This window comes from Nonomuraea sp. NPDC003201 (assembly GCF_053590415.1).
Map to the genome: position 1 here is coordinate 23,684 of NZ_JBSFTC010000039.1, position 16,207 is coordinate 39,890.

Below are 16,207 nucleotides of genomic sequence, written 5' to 3' on the forward strand. Positions count from 1 at the left end.
GGGCCTGTGCAAGGGATGGACGGCGTGTCACCGTCATGGTCATGAAGGCTGTGGTGGTCCTCGCCGTGCTCGCGTCGCTCTTGCCCGCCCCCGCGTACGCCTCCCGCGCCGATCTGGCGCTGGACGTGCTCTCCAGCCGCCCCGACCAGGTGACCGGCGGTGACGCCCTGCTCAGGGTCCGCCACCGCGAGGGCACGCGGCTCCGGGTCACGCGCGACGGCGAGGACGTCACGGCGGCCTTCAAGCAGACCAGGGACGGCCTCACCGCCCTGGTCACCGGCCTGCGGACGGGCGCGAACACGATCGTCGCCACGGCGGGCGGGGAGCGGCGGACGCTGACGTTGCGCAACCATCCCATCGAGGGCCCGGTCTTCTCGGGTCCGCACCAGTACCCGTTCCTGTGCAAGACCGAGCGCAGCGGGCTGGGCCCGCCCGCGGCGGACAACCCGGACGGCCAGGGCATGCGCGTCGCGGGCGGCTGGAGCAGGGACTGCTTCGCGCCGGCCCTCACCGACCGCCTCTACCGGTCCACGGACGGCACCTTCAAGCCCATGCCGACGAGCGGATCTCCTGGGCGGCCCGCCGACATGTCCACGACCACGCTGCCGGACGGCCGCACGGTCGACTTCGTGGTACGCAGGGAGCGCGGCGTGATCAACCGCTTCCTCTACTCCATCGCCATGGTCGAGGACGGCTGGACCGGCCGGGCGATCTACCGGTTCGACGGCGGCGTGGGGATCGGCCACGACCAGGGCACGCTCGGCGGCAACGCCCTCGACCCGTACGGGCTGGGCCAGGGCTACGCGATCATGTACTCGTCGGGCACCCGCACCTCCACCCACTACAACCTGATCCTGGGCGGCGAGACGGCCCTCATGGTCAAGGAGCGCTTCATCGAGCAGTACGGCGTCCCGCTCTACACGGTGGGCGTGGGCGGCTCGGGCGGGGCCATCCAGCAGTACATCTACGGCCAGAACCTGGGCGACCGGCTGATCGACGCCGCGATCCCGCAGTACTCCTATCCGGACATGGTCACCCAGACCATCCACGTGGGCGACTGCGAGCTGCTCGAACGCTACATGGACCACAATCCGCGCTGGGCCCGGTGGGACGACAGGACGGCCCTCATCGGCATGAACGCCAGTGACACGGTCGCGAACCCCTACACCGGTAAACAAGGCTCCGACGAGTGCGTCAGCGGCTGGCGCGGCCTGACCCCGCTGACCATGAACCCGCGGTGGACCTCGAACAACGACCCCGAGTGGCAGCGCATGGACCCGCCGGGCGTCAAGGACACCGTGCAGTGGACGCACTGGGACGACGTGCGCAACGTCTACGGCGTGGACGAGCACGGGTACGCCCGCTCGACCTGGGACAACGTGGGCGTCCAGTACGGGCTGAAGGCGCTGGCCGACGGCGTGATCACCCCGGCCGAGTTCCTGGACGTCAACGCGAAGGCGGGCTCGTGGAAGGAGGCGGCGGACATGGTCCAGGAGGGCTGCCCGTTCGTGCCGTCCGCCTGCCCGGCCGACTTCGACCCCTGGAGCGCCCGCAACCTCGACCTGGGCGACCCGGCGCCCAGGCGCGCGGGAGACCCGATCGCGATCAGGAACGTGCGGCGCAGCGGCCTGGTGTTCAGGGGCGACATCGACATCCCGATCATCGACTGGCGGCACTACCTGGAGGACCGGCTCGACATGCACGACTCGCACCAGTCGTTCGCCTCCAGGCAGCGGATGCTCGACCACGACGGCCGGGCGGGCAACCAGGTCATCTGGTTCACGGACGCGCGGCCCGACGGGCCGAAGTTCGACCAGACGCCGCAGGCGCTGCAGGTGATGGACGCCTGGATGGCCAACATCCGGAAATATCCGGCGCGCGGCGTGGTCGGCAACAGGCCGCCCGAGGCGGTGGACCGCTGCTTCGCCACGGACGGCACGCAGATCGCGGCCGGCCCGCACGTCTGGGACGGCATCCTCGACCGCCGCTCCCCCGGCGCCTGCACGCGGCACTTCCCGCTCTACTCCACGACCCGCGTGGTGGCGGGCGGCCCGCTGGCGGGCGGCGTCTACCAGTGCCGCCTCCAGCCGGTCGATCGGGCCGTCGCGAGGGGCCTGTACGGCTCCTGGCACCCGACCGAGGAGGAGCGGGCCAGGCTGAAGCAGATCTTCCCTACCGGAGTGTGCGACTACTGACGGGCAGCTCGCGCATCGAGCGCAGGGGCGAGGTGACCAGCGGCAGGAACGCCAGGCAGGCCCCGGCCGCCGCGGCCAGAAGCGTGTTCCGCACCCCGATCGCCCCGCCCAGCGCGCCGCCGATCACCCCGCCCAGCGGCAGCGTGCCCCACACGAGGAAGCGCATGGTGGCGTTCACCCGCCCGAGCAGCGGCTCGGGCGTGATGGCCTGGCGGAAGCTGAGCTGCGTGACGTTGTAGATCACCACCCCCGCCCCGACGCAGAACTCGTAGGCCACGAGCAGCCCCAGCCGCCAGTCGGCCGCCATCCACGGCAGCACGAACGTCAGCGGCGCGGGCACGGCGATGCCCAGCCACATCGCCGGCCCCTGTCCGAGCCGCCTGACGACCCGGGCGTTGACCAGCGCGCCGACGATCCCGCCGAGGCCGCCCGAGGCCATGAGCAGCCCGATGGTGCCCGCGTCCAGGCCGAGCTCCCTGGCCAGGAGCAGCAGGAGCATGGGCTGGGCCACGGAGGCGAAGAAGTTCGCGGTGGCGGTGCAGCCGGCGATGCGGCGCAGCAGCCGGTGCCCGAGCACGAATCGCACGCCTTCGGCGATCTCCTGGCCCAGGTTGGCCCGGCCGGGCTCCTGGCGGGGCTCGTGCCTGCGGATCGTCCCCAGGCACAGCGCCGACCAGGCGAACCCGGCCACCGTGGCGACCAGCGCGAACGGCGCCGTGAGGAGGTGGATCAGGTAGCCGCCCCCGCTCGGCCCGCCGACCTGCGCCACCGTGCGGACGATCTCCAGCGTGGAGTTGCCCTCGACGAGCCGCTCGCGTTCGACCAGGCAGGGCAGGTAGCTCTGGTACGCGACGTCGAAGAACACGGTGAACACGCCCAGCACCAGCGCCACCGCGTACAGCTGGTGGATCGTCAGCACGTCCAGCCACCACGCGACCGGCACGGACGCGAGCGCCAGCGCCCTCGCCCAATCGCTGACCACCATGACCACGCGCTTGCGCAGCCGGTCGACGAGGGCGCCGGCGGGGAGCCCGATCACCACGAACGCCAGCGTCTGGCACGCCGCCAGCAGGCCCACCTCGAACGCAGAGGCCCGCAGCGCCGACACGGCCACCAGCGGCAGCGCCAGCACCAGGAGCTGGCTGCCCGCCTGGCTGGCCACGTCGGCGAGGAACAACCGGCGGAAGTCGTGATCGCGTAACAGGCTCACCCGTCAGAGGATCCCTGACCGATTGAGAAAAATCAACCGGTTATAGGGTGGCGATCCATGGGCACCCGACGCCGCCCCGCCACCGAGGACGAGGCCCGCGCGCTGGCCTCGGCCGTACGGCTGCGCATCCTGCGGCTCTGTCTCGACCAGGCGCTCACCAACAAGGAGATCGCCGGCCGCCTCGACGCCAACCCCGCCACCACCCTCCACCACGTGCGCAAGCTCGTGGAGACGGGTTTCCTGGCCGCCGAGCCCAGCCGCCCGGGGCCGCGCGGCTCCACGGAGATCCCCTACCGGGCCACCGGCAAGTCGTGGGAGATGGACGTCCGCGAGAGCGGCGTGAGCGGGGGCAGCGCGGCGATGCTCGACGCGTTCCTGCAGGAGAGCAGGCTCATCGACATCGAGCGGGCCGACCTCGTCAGGCTGGGGCTCAGACTCACCCCCGACGGGCACGCGGAGCTGCGCAGGCGGCTGGAGGAGCTGTTCGACGAGTTTCGCGGGCGGCAGCCGCCGCCGGACGGGCAGGCGTACTCGATCTTCCTGGCCATGCACCGCGACGTCACCCGGGACCCCTGAGGACCCCTGAACGCACGGACGCCGGGCGCCCCGCAGAGGGGGGCGGCCCGGCGTCCTGCCATCCGGACGTCAGCCCAGGTGGACCTCGACTTTCAGCTCGTCACCATACTCCAAGACGAACTCCTCCACAGTGCCTGCGGCACAAAGGTCGTCCTGAGCTTGGCGGACAAGCCCGACTTCGGGCGCCCAAACGGTCAGCCTGGAGACCTCGGCCCGCATCGACTGCTTGGCCTCGGACTTGGCCTTGCGCACCTGGCCGAGCACCTCGGACGCCACGGCCAGCACGGCCGGGTCGCCGGCCCCGCGCGAGAGAGCGGGCCACGGGGCCCGGTGCACCGACCCCTCGCGCCACCACGACCACACCTCCTCGGTCACGAAGGGCAGGAACGGCGCGAACAGCCGCAGCAGCACGTCGAGCGCCTGCCGCAGCGCCGCGTGGGCGGAGGCGGCGGCCGGACCGGACTCGTAGGCCCTGGCCTTGACCAGCTCCAGGTAGTCGTCGCAGAACGCCCAGAAGAAGCGCTCCACGGCCTCCAGCGCCCTGGTGTGGTCGTAGGCCTCGAACGCCTGGCCGGCCTCGCGCACGGCGTCGGACAGGCCCGCGAGCATCGACAGGTCGAGCGGCTCGGTGACCGTGTTTGATCCTGGCCCGTCGTTCATGGCCAGGCCGAGGACGAACTTGGACGCGTTGAGGATCTTGATCGCGAGCCGCCGCCCGATCTTGAGCTGCCCGGCGTCGAACGCGGTGTCCACGCCGTAGCGGCCGTTGGCCGCCCAGTAGCGCACCGCGTCGGAGCCGTGCTGCTTCAGCAGGTCGAGCGGGGTGACCACGTTGCCCTTGGACTTGGACATCTTCTTGCGGTCGGGGTCGAGGATCCAGCCCGAGATCGCGACGTCGCTCCACGGCAGCCGGCCGAACTCGTAGTGCGACCTGACCACGGTCGAGAACAGCCAGGTGCGGATGATCTCGTGCGCCTGCGGCCGCAGGTCGGCCGGGTAGACCCGCTTGAACAGGTCGTCGTCGGTCTCCCAGCGGCCCGCGATCTGCGGCGTCAGCGACGAGGTGGCCCAGGTGTCCATCACGTCGGGGTCGGCCATGAACCCGCCGGGCACGCCGCGCTGGTCCTCGGTGTAGCCGCGCGGCACGTCGGAGGACGGGTCGACCGGCAGCATGTCCTCCGTGGGCACGATCGGCGCGTCGTGGACGGGCTCCCCCGACTCGTCGATCGGATACCACACCGGGAAGGGCACGCCGAAGAAGCGTTGGCGCGAGATCAGCCAGTCACTGGTGAGCCCCTCGACCCAGTTGTCGTAGCGCACGCGCATGTGCGGCGGGTGCCACGTCAGCTCGCGCCCGCGCCCCAGGAGCCGATCGCGCAGCTCCTCGTCGCGCCCGCCGTTGCGGATGTACCACTGGCGGGTGGTGACGATCTCGAGCGGCCGGTCGCCCTTCTCGTAGAACTTGACCGTGCGCGAGACGGGCCTCGGCTCGCCCTCGAGGTCACCGGACTCCCGCAGCAGCTCCACGATCCGCTCGCGGGCGCTGTGCACGGTCTTGCCGGCCAGCTCCTTGTACGGCTCCGCCTCCACGCCCTCCGGCGGCTCGGCCAGCAGCCGCCCGTCCCAGCCGATGATCGGCCGGGTCCGCAGGTGCAGCTCCCGCCACCAGGTGACGTCGGTGATGTCGCCGAACGTGCAGATCATGGCGATGCCGGTGCCCTTGTCGGGCTCGGCCAGCCGGTGGGCCAGCACCGGCACCTCCACCCCGAACAGCGGCGTCAGCACCGACGTGCCGAACAGCGGCTGGTAACGCTCGTCGTCGGGGTGGGCGACCAGCGCCACACACGCCGGGATCAGCTCGGGCCTGGTCGTCTCGATGAAGACCGGGCCCTTCTCGCCGTAGAACGAGATCTTGTGGAACGCGCCCGGCCACTCCCGGTCCTCCAGCTCGGCCTGGGCGACGGCGGTGCGGAAGGTGACGTCCCACAGCGTCGGCGCCTCGGCGAGGTAGGCCTCGCCGCGCAGCAGGTTGCGCAGGAAGGCGCGCTGCGAGACCGCCTGCGCCTCGTCGCTGATCGTGGTGTAGAGCAGCGACCAGTCGACCGACAGGCCGACCCGCCGCCAGACCTCCTCGAACGCCTGCTCGTCGAGGGCGGTCAGCTTGTGGCACAGCTCCACGAAGTTGCGCCGCGAGATGGCGATCTCACGTTTGCCGGGCTTGTCCGGTGGCACGAAGTCAGGGTCATAGGGCAGCGACGGGTCGCAGCGCACACCGTAGACGTTCTGCACCCGGCGCTCGGTGGGCAGGCCGTTGTCGTCCCAGCCGATCGGGTAGAACACCGACTTTCCGATCATGCGCTGGTATCGGGCCATGATGTCGGTGTGGGTGAAGGAGAAGACATGACCGACGTGCAGCGAGCCGGACACGGTCGGCGGCGGCGTGTCGATGGCGTAAACCTGCTCGCGCGACGCGGACCGGTCGAAACGGTAGGTGCCCTCGTCCTCCCAGCGAGCTACCCATACCTGCTCCAAGCCGTCGAGGGTCGGCTTTTCCGGCATGGATGCATGGCGTAGTCGCTGTTGAGTCATGCCTCCATATGGTACGGCTTCGCAGGCCCGGCAAGCGGTGCAGACTAGTGTTCGTTACAGAGGGGAAGGGAGATCGACATGGCGGAGGACAAGCCCGATGTCGCCTGGCGTGTGATCGGCGGCTTGGTCGGTCTGGCCACCGGCTGGGCGGCGAGGAAGGTCCTCGGGTTCGTCTGGGTGAAGGCGACCGGGAAGGAGCCGCCGCTCGACACAGACTCGCCCGAGGTCAGCATGGGGGAGGCGATCGGCTACGCCGTGCTCATGGGCGTCGGCATGTCGGTGGCGCAGATCGTGGTCAACCGGACCGCCAAGAAGCGTTACGACGCGTGGAAGTCTGTGAAGCAGGTGACTCAAGGGCAGTGAGAAACTCGTTGGCCCAGCGGTCCACGTCGTAGGTGGCTACCCGGCGGCGCATCGTGCGCATCCGCCGGGCCAGCTCGTGCGGCGTGGCCCGCATCGCGGCCACCATCTGCCGCTTGACGTCCTCCACGTCGTACGGGTTGACCAGGTAGGCCTGGCGCAGCTCGTCGGCCGCCCCGGCGAACTCGCTGAGCACCAGCGCGCCGTGCAGGTCGTGGTGGCAGGAGACGTACTCCTTGGCGACCAGGTTCATCCCGTCGCGCAGCGGGGTCACGACCATGACGTCGGCGGCCAGGTAGAGGGCGGCCAGCTCGGCGTGGTCGTACGACTGGTGGAAATACTGGATCGGCTGGTAGCCGAGCTGCGCGTGCTCGCCGTTGATCCGCCCGACCTGCAGCTCGATGTCGTCGCGCAGCCGCTTGTACTCCTCCACCCGCTCCCTGCTGGGCGTGGCGATCTGCACGAACACGGCCTCGTTCGCCTTCAGCCGCCCGTCCTTGAGCAGCTCGCCGAACGCCTCCAGCCGCTGCCCGATGCCCTTGGTGTAGTCGAGCCGGTCGACGCCGAGCAGCACGTGCTCGGGATCGCCCAGCTCCGCCCTGACCTCCTTGGCCCGCGCCATGATCTGCGGGTCGCGCACCAGCGAGTCGAGCTGCCCGAAGTCCACCGAGATGGGGAACGCCTGCGTGGTCACCACGCGGTCGTCGAGGAAGATCTCGTTCCCCTTGTACGGCAGCCCGAGCAGCCTGCGGCACAGCCGCCGGAAGTTGGAGGCCCCCCCGGGCAGCTGGAAGCCCACCAGGTCGGCCCCGAGCAGCCCTTCGACGAGGTCCTTGCGCCACGGCAGCCGCCAGAACAGCTCGGTCGGCGGGAACGGGATGTGCAGGAAGAACCCGATCCGCAGGTCCGGCCTGAGCCTGCGCAGCATGGCCGGGACGAGCTGGAGCTGGTAGTCCTGCACCCAGACCACCGCGCCCTTCTCGGCGGCGTCGGCGGCGGCGTTGGCGAAGCGCTCGTTGACGGCGCGGTAGGTGTCCCACATCGCCCGGTCGAACACCGGCGGCGCCACCACGTCGTGGTAGAGCGGCCAGAGGGTGGCGTTGGAGAAGCCCTCGTAGTACAGCTCCACCTCGCCCGCCGACAGGGGGATCGGGATGAGGTTCATGCCGTCCTGCTCGAACGGCTCCAGCTTCTCGTCGGGGGCTCCGTGCCAGCCGAGCCAGGCTCCGTGCCGGCGCTTCATCACCGGTGCGATCGCGGTCACAAGCCCGCCAGGGCTCCTGCGCCACGAGGCCGTTCCGTCAGGCTCGAGCATCCGATCCACCGGCAACCGGTTCGCGACGATCAGAAACGAGCTACGGCCAGTCACGCAGTTCCTCCTATTGTTCACCGAGCACGCGGCGGACAGCGTCCACCATCGAGTCCGGACCCGCATGGGGGATGATCGCGGCGATATGGGAATCGGGCCTGATGAGCCATGCCTCATCCGGTCCGGCGCCGAGCCTTTCAGCGAGCGAGCCGGTCCCATCCATCTCCGCGAGCCCGCGCACGGCGAGCGGCGCCGTAATGACCTTGCCCAAGACCTGCGCAAACAAACGCGAATCGCACATATCACCCAACAACACGAGAAAACCGTCACGACAGAACTCCCGCAACCTGCCGCCCGAAAGTCCCACGTCCGGAAGGATCACCCCGGGCGCCGGAACGCACAGCGCGCCCTTGGGCGGCCTGCCCCCGAACGGCCGCGTCGGCTCGGGGGTCGTCAGCGGCGAGTCCACGTACCAGAACGGCTCCGCGAACCGGCCCGAGTCCACCTCCGCCACCAGCCCGCCCTCCAGCACGGCCCGCCTGCGCATGCGCTCCGCCACGGTCCTGGGGGCGAGGAAGCGCATCGTGGCGGCGGTGATCTCGAGGTTCTCCCGCGCGGCCGCGTGCCGCTCGGCGTGGTACGACTCCAGCAGGCCCTCCCTCGCCCAGCCGTTGAGCACGAAGGCCAGCTTCCAGGCCGCGTTCTCGGCGTCGGGCACGCCGGAGTTGAGCCCTCGGGCGCCGAACGGGGCCACCAGGTGGGCGCTGTCGCCGGCCAGCAGGACCCGGCCGACGCGCATGCGGGAGGCGATGCGGGAGTGGAAGCGGTACGTGCTGTGCCAGAGCAGGTCATAGGGCCGGCCGCCGATGATCTGCCCAATTTTTCTGGAAATATCTGCTTTTGTTGGGATGAAGTCGGGCGCGATCTGCCAGTCGATCCGGAACGTGCCGCCCGGGCAGGGGTGGATCAGGACCTGGCGGCCCGGGTTCCACAGCGGGTCGAAGTAGAAGCGGCGCTCGTTCTCCCAGCCGGGCAGGTCGGCCCTGACGTCGCAGATGAGGAACTGGTCGTCGAACGTCTCCCCGTCGAACGAGACGCCGAGCGCCTGGCGTACCTGCTGGGCCCTGGCGCCCGCGCAGACCAGCGCGTAGGACGCGCGCAGCGACCGCTGACCGCAGCGGACCGTCACCCCCGAGGGGTCCTGGTCGAGGCCGGTGACCTCGTGGTCCCAGCGCACCTCGATGAGCGGCTGCGCCGCGATGGCCTCGTCCAGGATCTGCTCGGTGCGGGTCTGGGAGATGTTCACGCACGCCGGCAGCGGGCCCTCGCGCTCGAACGACCAGGAGAACAGCTCGCGGTCGCGGTAGTACGTGCGGGCGGTGGTCCAGGCCAGGCCCTCCTCGGCGATCTTGCCCGCGCCGGCGGCGGTCCAGATGTCGAGCACGTCGCGCTGCTGGCAGATGGACTTCGACCCGGTGGAGTCGCGCCCGGCCCGCCGGTCGAGCACCAGCACCTGGATGCCCCAGCGGGCCAGCAGCAGCGCGGCACTCTGCCCGACCGGCCCCGCCCCGACCACGATGACCTGCGCACTGGCCGGGGCGTTCATGGCTGGAGCTGGTCCCAGACTTCGCGGTCGCGCTCGGCGGTCCAGATGCGCGGGCGCTCGACGCCGTGCAGCTCGTCCCAGAGCCTGGAGACGTTGAACGGCAGGCAGTGCTCGAAGATCGGCCAGGACCCGTACCGGGGCGCCAGCGCCCGGTGCGTGCGCTCGAACGCCTCCTTGAGCGAGCCCGCCGCGCCGACCTCGCGCAGCATCACGGTGAGGAAGTCACGCGTCTGCGCGATGGCCGCGTCCACCCCCTGCCGGCCGCGCGCCACCGCTCCCCTGCCCCCGACCAGCGTCTCCGCCCCGAACGACGCGACCTTGTCGAGCGTCGCGGCGGACCATTCGAGGTGGAAGGCGTCGCCGGTGTAGAGGGCGGCCTGGGACTCGACGAGGTCGCCGGCGAACATGATCCGCCGCTTCGGCAGCCAGGCCACCAGGTCGCCCTCGGTGTGGCCGCGCCCGCAGTGGGCCAGCACCAGGTCGCCCCGGTCGCCGCCCAGGTCGATGGTGAACGTGTCGCTGAACGTCGCCGTCGGCCACGTCAGCCCCGGGATCGACTCGGGCTCCTTGAACAGGCGGGGCATCCTGGCGTACTCGCTGGCCCAGTCCTGCTCGCCGCGCTCGGCGATCAGCTCGCGGGTCTTGTCATGCGTCACGATCACGTCCGCGCCGAACGCCGACGCGCCCAGCACCCGGACGGCGTGGTAGTGCGACAGCACCAGGTACCTGATCGGCTTGTCGGTGTGCTCCCGCAGCCTGGCCAGCCATGCGCGGGCGGCCACGGGCGTGGCGAGCGCCTCGAAGCAGACGAGGAAGTCCTCGGCCTCGATGGCGCCCACGTTCGGGTCGCCTTCAGCCGTGAGCGCGTACACGCCCTCGGCCAGCACCTCCAGGGACTGCTTCTTCTCGCCGAGATCGGCCGACGAGGCGAACGGTCTGGCCATCACCACTCCTCCCGCGACGCGGTCAGCACCCGCCAGAACCTCTTCCCCCTCCGACGGCCCCTCTCCCAACGCCGCCCCACGTCACGCCGGGCGCCTGGTCTGGACGATGTGGAAGCGGCCCGCGACGTAGCCCGGGTCCGTGAGCGAGGCCGTGGCGGCCGGGTTGGCGCCCGTGCCGTGGTAGTCGCTGAACGCCGCCGACTGGTTGACGAAGACCCCGCCCGTCAGGTTGCACGACAGGTTCACCCCCGCGTCGAGGGCGGCCCGTTCGGCCTGGTCGAGCACCTCGTCGGAGGTGGAGTAGGCGGCGGCCGTGAGCGCCCCGCGGGCCTTGATCGTGCGGCGCAGCACCTCCAGGCTCTCCTGCGTCGACCCCGTCGGGATGACGAACGCGATCGGCCCGAAATGCTCCCGCCCGTAGACGTCGGAGTCGTCCGGCGAGACCTTCACGATCACCGGCGTCCGCACCACCGCGTCCGGGAACCCCGGATGCTTCACCGCGCGCGACTCCAGCACCACCTCGCCCAGCGACGGGCGCCGCCTCCACCCGGGCCAGCACGTCGGGGTTGACGATGGCCCCGGTCAGCTCCACCGCGCGGGCGTCGTCCCCGAGCAGCCTGCCGACGGCGCCCGCCAGCCCGGCGCAGACCTCGTCGAAGCTCTTGTGCCCCTCGTCCGTCTCGATCCCGCCGGCCGGCACGAGGAGGTTCTGCGGCGCCGTGCACATCTGGCCGCTGTAGAGCGACAGCGAGAACGCCAGGTTGCCCAGCATGCCGCGCCAGGAGCCGGTCGAGTCGACGACGATCGTGTTGACCCCCGCCTTCTCGGTGTGCACGAGCGCCTGCCGCGCGTTGCGCTCCAGCCAGTCGCCGAACTCCGTGGAGCCGGTGAAGTCGACGATGCGGACGTCGGGGTGCGTGGCGAGCGTTCTGGCCAGCCCCTGCCCCTCCTCCACCGCGAGCGAGACCAGCCCGGGGTCGAAGCCCGCCTCGGCCAGCACCTCGCGGGCGATCCGCACGGTGATGGCGAGCGGCAGCACCGCGCGCGGATGCGGTTTGACGATCACCGGGTTGCCGGTGACGAGCGAGGCGAACAGCCCCGGGTACGCGTTCCAGGTCGGGAACGTGTTGCAGCCGATCACCAGCGCGACGCCCCGGGGCACGACCGTGAAGCGCTTGTCCATGACCAGCGGCTCGCCCTTGGCCGGCTTCTCCCAGCGGGCACTCGCGGCCGAGGAGGTCATGGCCGCGTAGCCGTACGCGACGGCCTCGAGCGCGCGGTCCTGCGCGTGCGGCCCGCCCGCCTGGAAGGCCATCACGAACGCCTGCCCGGTCGTGTGCTGCACCGCACTGGCCAGCTCGAAGCTGCGCCGGTTGATCCGGTCGACGATCTCGACGCAGGCCAGCGCGCGGGCCTCGGGCCCGGCGTCGCGCCAGGCGGGCAGCGCCGCCCGGGCCGCGGCGATCAGGTCGTCCACGAGCGGCTCCGGGTAGGTGACGCCGAGGTCGATGCCGTACGGGGAGCGCTCGGCGCCGATCCAGGACCCGGTGCCCGGCTGGTCGAGGGGGAACGGCTTGCCGAGGTAGGACTCGAACGCCTCCTTGCCCCGCTCGGCCGCTCCCTCGCCGTAGACGCGCGGGCTCGGCGACTCGGGATAGGCGCTCCAGTATCCCCGCTCGGCGATGGCCGACAGCGCCTTCTCCAGAGTCTCGCGGTGCTGCTCGAACATGGTGTTCATCCTCTTGACAGGGATGGTCCGGACGGTGAAGTGTTTACCGAACATTCGGTCAGTTGACAAGGGAGACCTGCGTTGGAGAGCGCGCGTCGCATGATGGACGCCGACACCGCCTCCGCCGCCCTGGGCATCGAGCTGACGGAGCTCGGCGAGGGCCGGGCGGTGTGCCGCATGACCGTGACCGACCAGATGATCAACGGGCACGACCTGTGCCACGGCGGCTACGTGTTCCTGCTGGCCGACACCGCGTTCGCGTGCGCCTGCAACAGCCACGGCCCGGTGACGGTGGCGGCGGGCGCGGAGATCACGTTCGTCTCCCCGGCCCATGCGGGCGACGTGCTGGTGGCCGAGGCCGCCGAGCGCACCCGCTACGGCCGCAGCGGCATCTACGACATCACGGTGCGCGGGGCGGCCGGCCGGGTGGTCGCCGAGTTCCGCGGCCGCAGCAGAGAGCTGAGACAGGTGGAGGGCTGATGAGACTCGGCGATCCCCCCGCGCCGGAAGATCTCGATCCCATCGAGCGGGCGTCCCGCGACGAGCTCATGTCGATCCAGCTGGAGCGACTCCAGCGGACACTCACCCACGCCTACCAACATGTCCCGATTTATCGGCAAAAATTCGACCAGGCGGGCGTGCATCCGAGCGACTGCAAAGAGCTCGCCGACCTGGCGAAGTTCCCCTTCACCACCAAGCAGGACCTGCGCGACACCTACCCGTTCGGCATGTTCGCCGTCCCGCGCGAGCAGGTGGCCAGGATCCACGCCTCCAGCGGCACCACGGGCACGCCCACCGTGGTCGGCTACACCCGGCACGACCTGGACGTCTGGGCGGACGTCGTGGCCCGCTCGATCCGCGCCTCCGGCGGCCGGCCCGGCGACATCGTGCACGTGGCCTACGGGTACGGCCTGTTCACCGGCGGGCTGGGCGCCCACTACGGGGCCGAGCGGCTGGGCTGCACGGTGGTGCCGGTCTCCGGCGGCATGACGCCCCGGCAGGTCCGGCTCATCACCGACCTGCGGCCCGACATCGTCATGGTCACGCCGTCGTACATGCTGGCCCTGCTGGACGAGTTCGAGCGGCAGGGCCTGGACCCCCGCGCGTCCTCCCCGCGGATCGGGATCTTCGGCGCCGAGCCCTGGACCGAGCGCATGCGTGCGGAGCTGGAGGACCGCTTCGACCTGCACGCCGTGGACATCTACGGCCTGTCGGAGGTGATCGGCCCCGGCGTCGCGAACGAGTGCGTCGAGACCAAGGACGGCCTGCACGTCTGGGAGGACCACTTCTACCCGGAGACCGTCGATCCCCTCACCGGAGAGCCCGCCCAGGCGGGCGAGCTGGTCTTCACCAGCCTCACCAAGGAGGCCATGCCGGTCATCCGCTACCGCACCGGCGACCTGACCAGGCTGCTGCCGGGCACCGCCAGGCCCGCGTTCCGGCGCATGGAGAAGGTGACGGGCCGCACCGACGACATGATCGTCCTGCGCGGCGTGAACGTGTTCCCGACCCAGATCGAGGAGCTGGTGCTGCGCGTGGAGGGCCTGTCACCGCACTTCCAGCTCCACCTGACCCGCCCGGGGCGGCTCGACGTGATGACGGTCAGGGTCGAGGCCCGGCCGGGCCTCGCTACCCGTGGAGAGGCCGGCGAGGCGCTGCGCCAGGCTGTCAAGGACACCGTCGGCGTGAGCGTGGAGGTCGAGGTGGTGGATCCGGAGACGCTGGAGCGCTCGGTCGGCAAGCTCAAACGAGTCATCGACAAGCGGGATAATTAAGACATGGCCTCTCCGACCCCCACCCGCCAGCGCAAGCGCGGACACGACCCGGAGTCCGTGCTGTCCACCGCCGTCGGCGTCTTCAACGAGCGGGGCTACGACGGGACGAGCATGGAGGACCTGGCCAGGGCGCTCGGCGTGACCAAGTCGGCCATCTACTACCACGTGCCGGGCAAGGAGCAACTGCTCGCGCGGGCGCTGGACCGGGCGCTCGACGGGCTGTTCGCGGTGGTGACCGACGAGCGCGCCGCCTCGGGGCCGGCGATCGACCGCCTGGAGTGGGCCGTACGGCAGAGCGTGCGCATCCTCGTGGACCGGCTGCCGTACGTGACGCTGCTGCTGCGGGTGCGCGGCAACAGCCGCACCGAGCAGGCGGCGCTGGAGCGGCGGCGGGAGTTCGACAGGTTCATCAGCCGCCTGGTCAAGGAGGCGGCGGCGGAGGGCAGCATCCGGCCGGACGTGGACCCGGCGCTGGTGACGCGGCTGCTGTTCGGCGCGGTGAACTCGATCACCGAGTGGTACAGACCGGCGCGCGGGGCCTCGGCGGACGACCTGGCCGACGCGCTGCTCAAGATGACCTTCACCGGCCTACGGGTCTAACGCGTCCCGCCGCGGGGGATCGACCTCGGGGGTCTCGGCGCCGCGGGGCAGCTTGACGCGCAGGTCGTTGCGTACGGTCTCGCCGAGTTTCTTCGTGGCGATGCGGTTGAGCGCGCCGCCGGCGATCGCTCCCGTGAGGAACGGGCCGAGCGTGGTCAGGTGGCGGCCGAGCGTCCGGAGGAGGCGGTTGCGCAGGGCGGTCTTGGTGGCCGCGCCGAGCGCCAGCGAGACGGACGTGGGCGTGAGGGGGTCGATGCCACGTTGTCTGGCCCACGCGGCCGTGAACGCGACCGCGCGCTGGGTGCCCGAGCCCTCGACGCGTACGCCGTAGACCTCGTGCAGCTCGGCCAGGAGCTTGACCTCGATGGCGGCGACGACGATGGTCTCGGCGACGAGTTGCGCGGGGGCGGAGAGCAGAAGGGGCGGTGCGGCGAACTCTGCCGCCGCGAGCGCTCCGCCGATGGCGCCGACCGTCATCGTGGCCTTCTGGGCGGTGCGCACCAGGTCGTCGGCGAGTTGCTCGCCGGTCAGGCCGTGATGGTGCTCGGAAAGGGTGTGCAGGTCCCTGATCGGGATGCGCGGCGCGATGTTGAGAAAGACGTCCGCCAGCCAGCGGCCCCGGCCGGCGCCTGTGGCACGTGCCTTCTTGGCCCCCTCGGACAGCGCGCGGGCTAGTCGGCCGAGCAGCCTGCGCCGCTCGGCCGGCTCCAGCTCGCCGGGCGCGGTGAGCTTGCCTACGAGCTCGCCGACCTCGCGATCGGGGCCGGCGACCTCGTTGTCTGGTTGCTTGTCCTGCTCAGGTACGGCCACGCGTTGCCTCCGTCCTCATGGGCGCGATCACTCAAGGTCGGGTTTCGTCTCCCTACCCCGAGCACTTCGCTCCAGTCGATTAGGCGGCGCACTCCCGACAGACCTGCTGGCCGTTCTTCTCGGAGGCCAGCTGGCTACGGTGGTGCACCAGGAAGCAGCGCGAGCAGGTGAACTCGTCCGCCTGACGGGGGATCACCCGCAGGGAGAGCTCTTCGTTCGACAGATCCGCACCAGGCAGTTCCAGCGACTCGGCCAGGTCGGTCTCGTCGATGTCGATGCTGCCAGACGACTTGTCGGTGCGCCGCGCCTGCAACTCCTGGAGGCTGTCCTCCCCCAGGTCGTCGTCTGTCTTGCGTGGGCTGTCGTAGTCGGTAGCCATTGTGGTTACTCCATCCCCCTCATCTATATGTCCTCGCGCTCATCGCGCGTCTTCTAACGTCCAGGAAGCCCATCTTGTGCCCGTTCCGCCGGGGAGATTTCCCATGGGTACCCCGCGGGAACGGA

Annotated in this window: 14 protein-coding genes; 6 read left to right on the plus strand and 8 right to left on the minus strand. The window is 70.8% G+C overall.

Going from position 1 to position 16,207, the window contains the following annotated elements; translation table 11 throughout:
• Positions 1 to 41: 41 nt before the first annotated feature.
• Positions 42 to 2,195, plus strand: coding sequence for a DUF6351 family protein (locus ACWDX9_RS17335; RefSeq protein WP_449954640.1), 2,154 nt, complete (start codon positions 42 to 44; stop codon positions 2,193 to 2,195).
• Here ACWDX9_RS17335 and ACWDX9_RS17340 read toward each other — a convergent pair.
• Positions 2,173 to 3,405: an MFS transporter gene (locus ACWDX9_RS17340; protein ID WP_449954642.1), complete on the minus strand. Its 1,233-nt coding sequence runs from the start codon at positions 3,403 to 3,405 to the stop codon at positions 2,173 to 2,175. The two genes, ACWDX9_RS17335 and ACWDX9_RS17340, sit on opposite strands and share 23 nt — an antisense overlap.
• Before the next feature lie 57 nt (positions 3,406 to 3,462).
• On the opposite strand from ACWDX9_RS17340, the gene ACWDX9_RS17345 reads away from it, so the two are divergent.
• Positions 3,463 to 3,981 (plus strand): ArsR/SmtB family transcription factor, encoded by a 519-nt coding sequence (locus tag ACWDX9_RS17345; protein WP_449954645.1) that lies wholly within the window; start codon positions 3,463 to 3,465, stop codon positions 3,979 to 3,981.
• Positions 3,982 to 4,050: 69 nt separating this feature from the next.
• Here ACWDX9_RS17345 and valS read toward each other — a convergent pair whose 3' ends face one another.
• Positions 4,051 to 6,540 carry a valine--tRNA ligase gene (gene valS / locus ACWDX9_RS17350; RefSeq protein ID WP_449954648.1) on the minus strand — a complete coding sequence of 830 codons (2,490 nt, stop codon included), beginning with the start codon at positions 6,538 to 6,540 and terminating at the stop codon, positions 4,051 to 4,053.
• A 108-nt stretch (positions 6,541 to 6,648) separates the two neighbouring features.
• Here valS and ACWDX9_RS17355 point away from each other — a divergent pair, with 108 nt between their 5' ends.
• Entirely contained in the window at positions 6,649 to 6,933 is a 285-nt protein-coding gene (locus tag ACWDX9_RS17355; RefSeq protein ID WP_185077851.1) for a DUF4235 domain-containing protein, read from the plus strand.
• Here ACWDX9_RS17355 and ACWDX9_RS17360 read toward each other — a convergent pair.
• From ACWDX9_RS17360 to paaN, 4 genes are read right to left on the minus strand one after another with little or no spacing between them, the layout of a single operon-like run.
• Positions 6,866 to 8,299, minus strand: coding sequence for an alpha,alpha-trehalose-phosphate synthase (UDP-forming) (locus ACWDX9_RS17360; RefSeq protein WP_449954651.1), 1,434 nt, complete (start codon positions 8,297 to 8,299; stop codon positions 6,866 to 6,868). The two genes, ACWDX9_RS17355 and ACWDX9_RS17360, sit on opposite strands and share 68 nt — an antisense overlap.
• Before the next feature lie 10 nt (positions 8,300 to 8,309).
• On the minus strand, positions 8,310 to 9,845 hold the full coding sequence (locus tag ACWDX9_RS17365) for an FAD-dependent monooxygenase (protein ID WP_449954654.1): 1,536 nt from the start codon (positions 9,843 to 9,845) through the stop codon (positions 8,310 to 8,312).
• Positions 9,842 to 10,789 (minus strand): MBL fold metallo-hydrolase, encoded by a 948-nt coding sequence (locus ACWDX9_RS17370; RefSeq protein WP_449954657.1) that lies wholly within the window; start codon positions 10,787 to 10,789, stop codon positions 9,842 to 9,844. Before ACWDX9_RS17370 ends, ACWDX9_RS17365 begins: the two co-directional genes overlap by 4 nt.
• Before the next feature lie 22 nt (positions 10,790 to 10,811).
• Complete coding sequence (paaN, locus tag ACWDX9_RS17375) at positions 10,812 to 12,518, minus strand: phenylacetic acid degradation protein PaaN (protein ID WP_449954660.1); 1,707 nt, start codon at positions 12,516 to 12,518, stop codon at positions 10,812 to 10,814.
• A 99-nt stretch (positions 12,519 to 12,617) separates the two neighbouring features.
• Here paaN and paaI point away from each other — a divergent pair, with 99 nt between their 5' ends.
• Genes paaI through ACWDX9_RS17390 form a run of 3 tightly spaced genes read left to right on the plus strand, consistent with a single transcriptional unit; the run spans position 12,618 to position 14,893 of the window.
• Positions 12,618 to 12,998 carry a hydroxyphenylacetyl-CoA thioesterase PaaI gene (gene paaI, locus ACWDX9_RS17380; protein WP_350723237.1) on the plus strand — a complete coding sequence of 127 codons (381 nt, stop codon included), beginning with the start codon at positions 12,618 to 12,620 and terminating at the stop codon, positions 12,996 to 12,998.
• Positions 12,998 to 14,293, plus strand: a complete 1,296-nt coding sequence (gene paaK, locus ACWDX9_RS17385; protein WP_449954663.1) for a phenylacetate--CoA ligase PaaK — start codon at positions 12,998 to 13,000, stop codon at positions 14,291 to 14,293. The genes paaI and paaK overlap by 1 nt, the downstream gene beginning before the upstream one ends.
• 3 nt (positions 14,294 to 14,296) lie before the next feature.
• Positions 14,297 to 14,893, plus strand: coding sequence for a TetR/AcrR family transcriptional regulator (locus ACWDX9_RS17390; protein ID WP_449954666.1), 597 nt, complete (start codon positions 14,297 to 14,299; stop codon positions 14,891 to 14,893).
• Here ACWDX9_RS17390 and ACWDX9_RS17395 read toward each other — a convergent pair.
• On the minus strand, positions 14,882 to 15,703 hold the full coding sequence (locus tag ACWDX9_RS17395) for a hypothetical protein (RefSeq protein ID WP_449954668.1): 822 nt from the start codon (positions 15,701 to 15,703) through the stop codon (positions 14,882 to 14,884). The genes ACWDX9_RS17390 and ACWDX9_RS17395 overlap by 12 nt on opposite strands.
• Before the next feature lie 79 nt (positions 15,704 to 15,782).
• On the minus strand, positions 15,783 to 16,082 hold the full coding sequence (locus ACWDX9_RS17400) for a DUF4193 domain-containing protein (RefSeq protein ID WP_020542847.1): 300 nt from the start codon (positions 16,080 to 16,082) through the stop codon (positions 15,783 to 15,785).
• Positions 16,083 to 16,207 lie beyond the last annotated feature (125 nt).

What these genes read in the sequence shown, in the direction of transcription:
- ACWDX9_RS17335 (WP_449954640.1), top strand. Translation starts at nt 42, where the DNA reads ATGAAGGCTGTGGTGGTCCTCGCCGTGCTCGCGTCGCTCTTGCCCGCC.
- ACWDX9_RS17345 (WP_449954645.1), top strand. Translation starts at nt 3,463, where the DNA reads ATGGGCACCCGACGCCGCCCCGCCACCGAGGACGAGGCCCGCGCGCTG.
- valS (WP_449954648.1), bottom strand. Translation starts at nt 6,540, where the DNA reads ATGCCGGAAAAGCCGACCCTCGACGGCTTGGAGCAGGTATGGGTAGCT.
- ACWDX9_RS17355 (WP_185077851.1), top strand. Translation starts at nt 6,649, where the DNA reads ATGGCGGAGGACAAGCCCGATGTCGCCTGGCGTGTGATCGGCGGCTTG.
- ACWDX9_RS17365 (WP_449954654.1), bottom strand. Translation starts at nt 9,845, where the DNA reads ATGAACGCCCCGGCCAGTGCGCAGGTCATCGTGGTCGGGGCGGGGCCG.
- ACWDX9_RS17370 (WP_449954657.1), bottom strand. Translation starts at nt 10,789, where the DNA reads ATGGCCAGACCGTTCGCCTCGTCGGCCGATCTCGGCGAGAAGAAGCAG.
- paaN (WP_449954660.1), bottom strand. Translation starts at nt 12,518, where the DNA reads ATGTTCGAGCAGCACCGCGAGACTCTGGAGAAGGCGCTGTCGGCCATC.
- paaI (WP_350723237.1), top strand. Translation starts at nt 12,618, where the DNA reads ATGATGGACGCCGACACCGCCTCCGCCGCCCTGGGCATCGAGCTGACG.
- paaK (WP_449954663.1), top strand. Translation starts at nt 12,998, where the DNA reads ATGAGACTCGGCGATCCCCCCGCGCCGGAAGATCTCGATCCCATCGAG.
- ACWDX9_RS17390 (WP_449954666.1), top strand. Translation starts at nt 14,297, where the DNA reads ATGGCCTCTCCGACCCCCACCCGCCAGCGCAAGCGCGGACACGACCCG.
- ACWDX9_RS17400 (WP_020542847.1), bottom strand. Translation starts at nt 16,082, where the DNA reads ATGGCTACCGACTACGACAGCCCACGCAAGACAGACGACGACCTGGGG.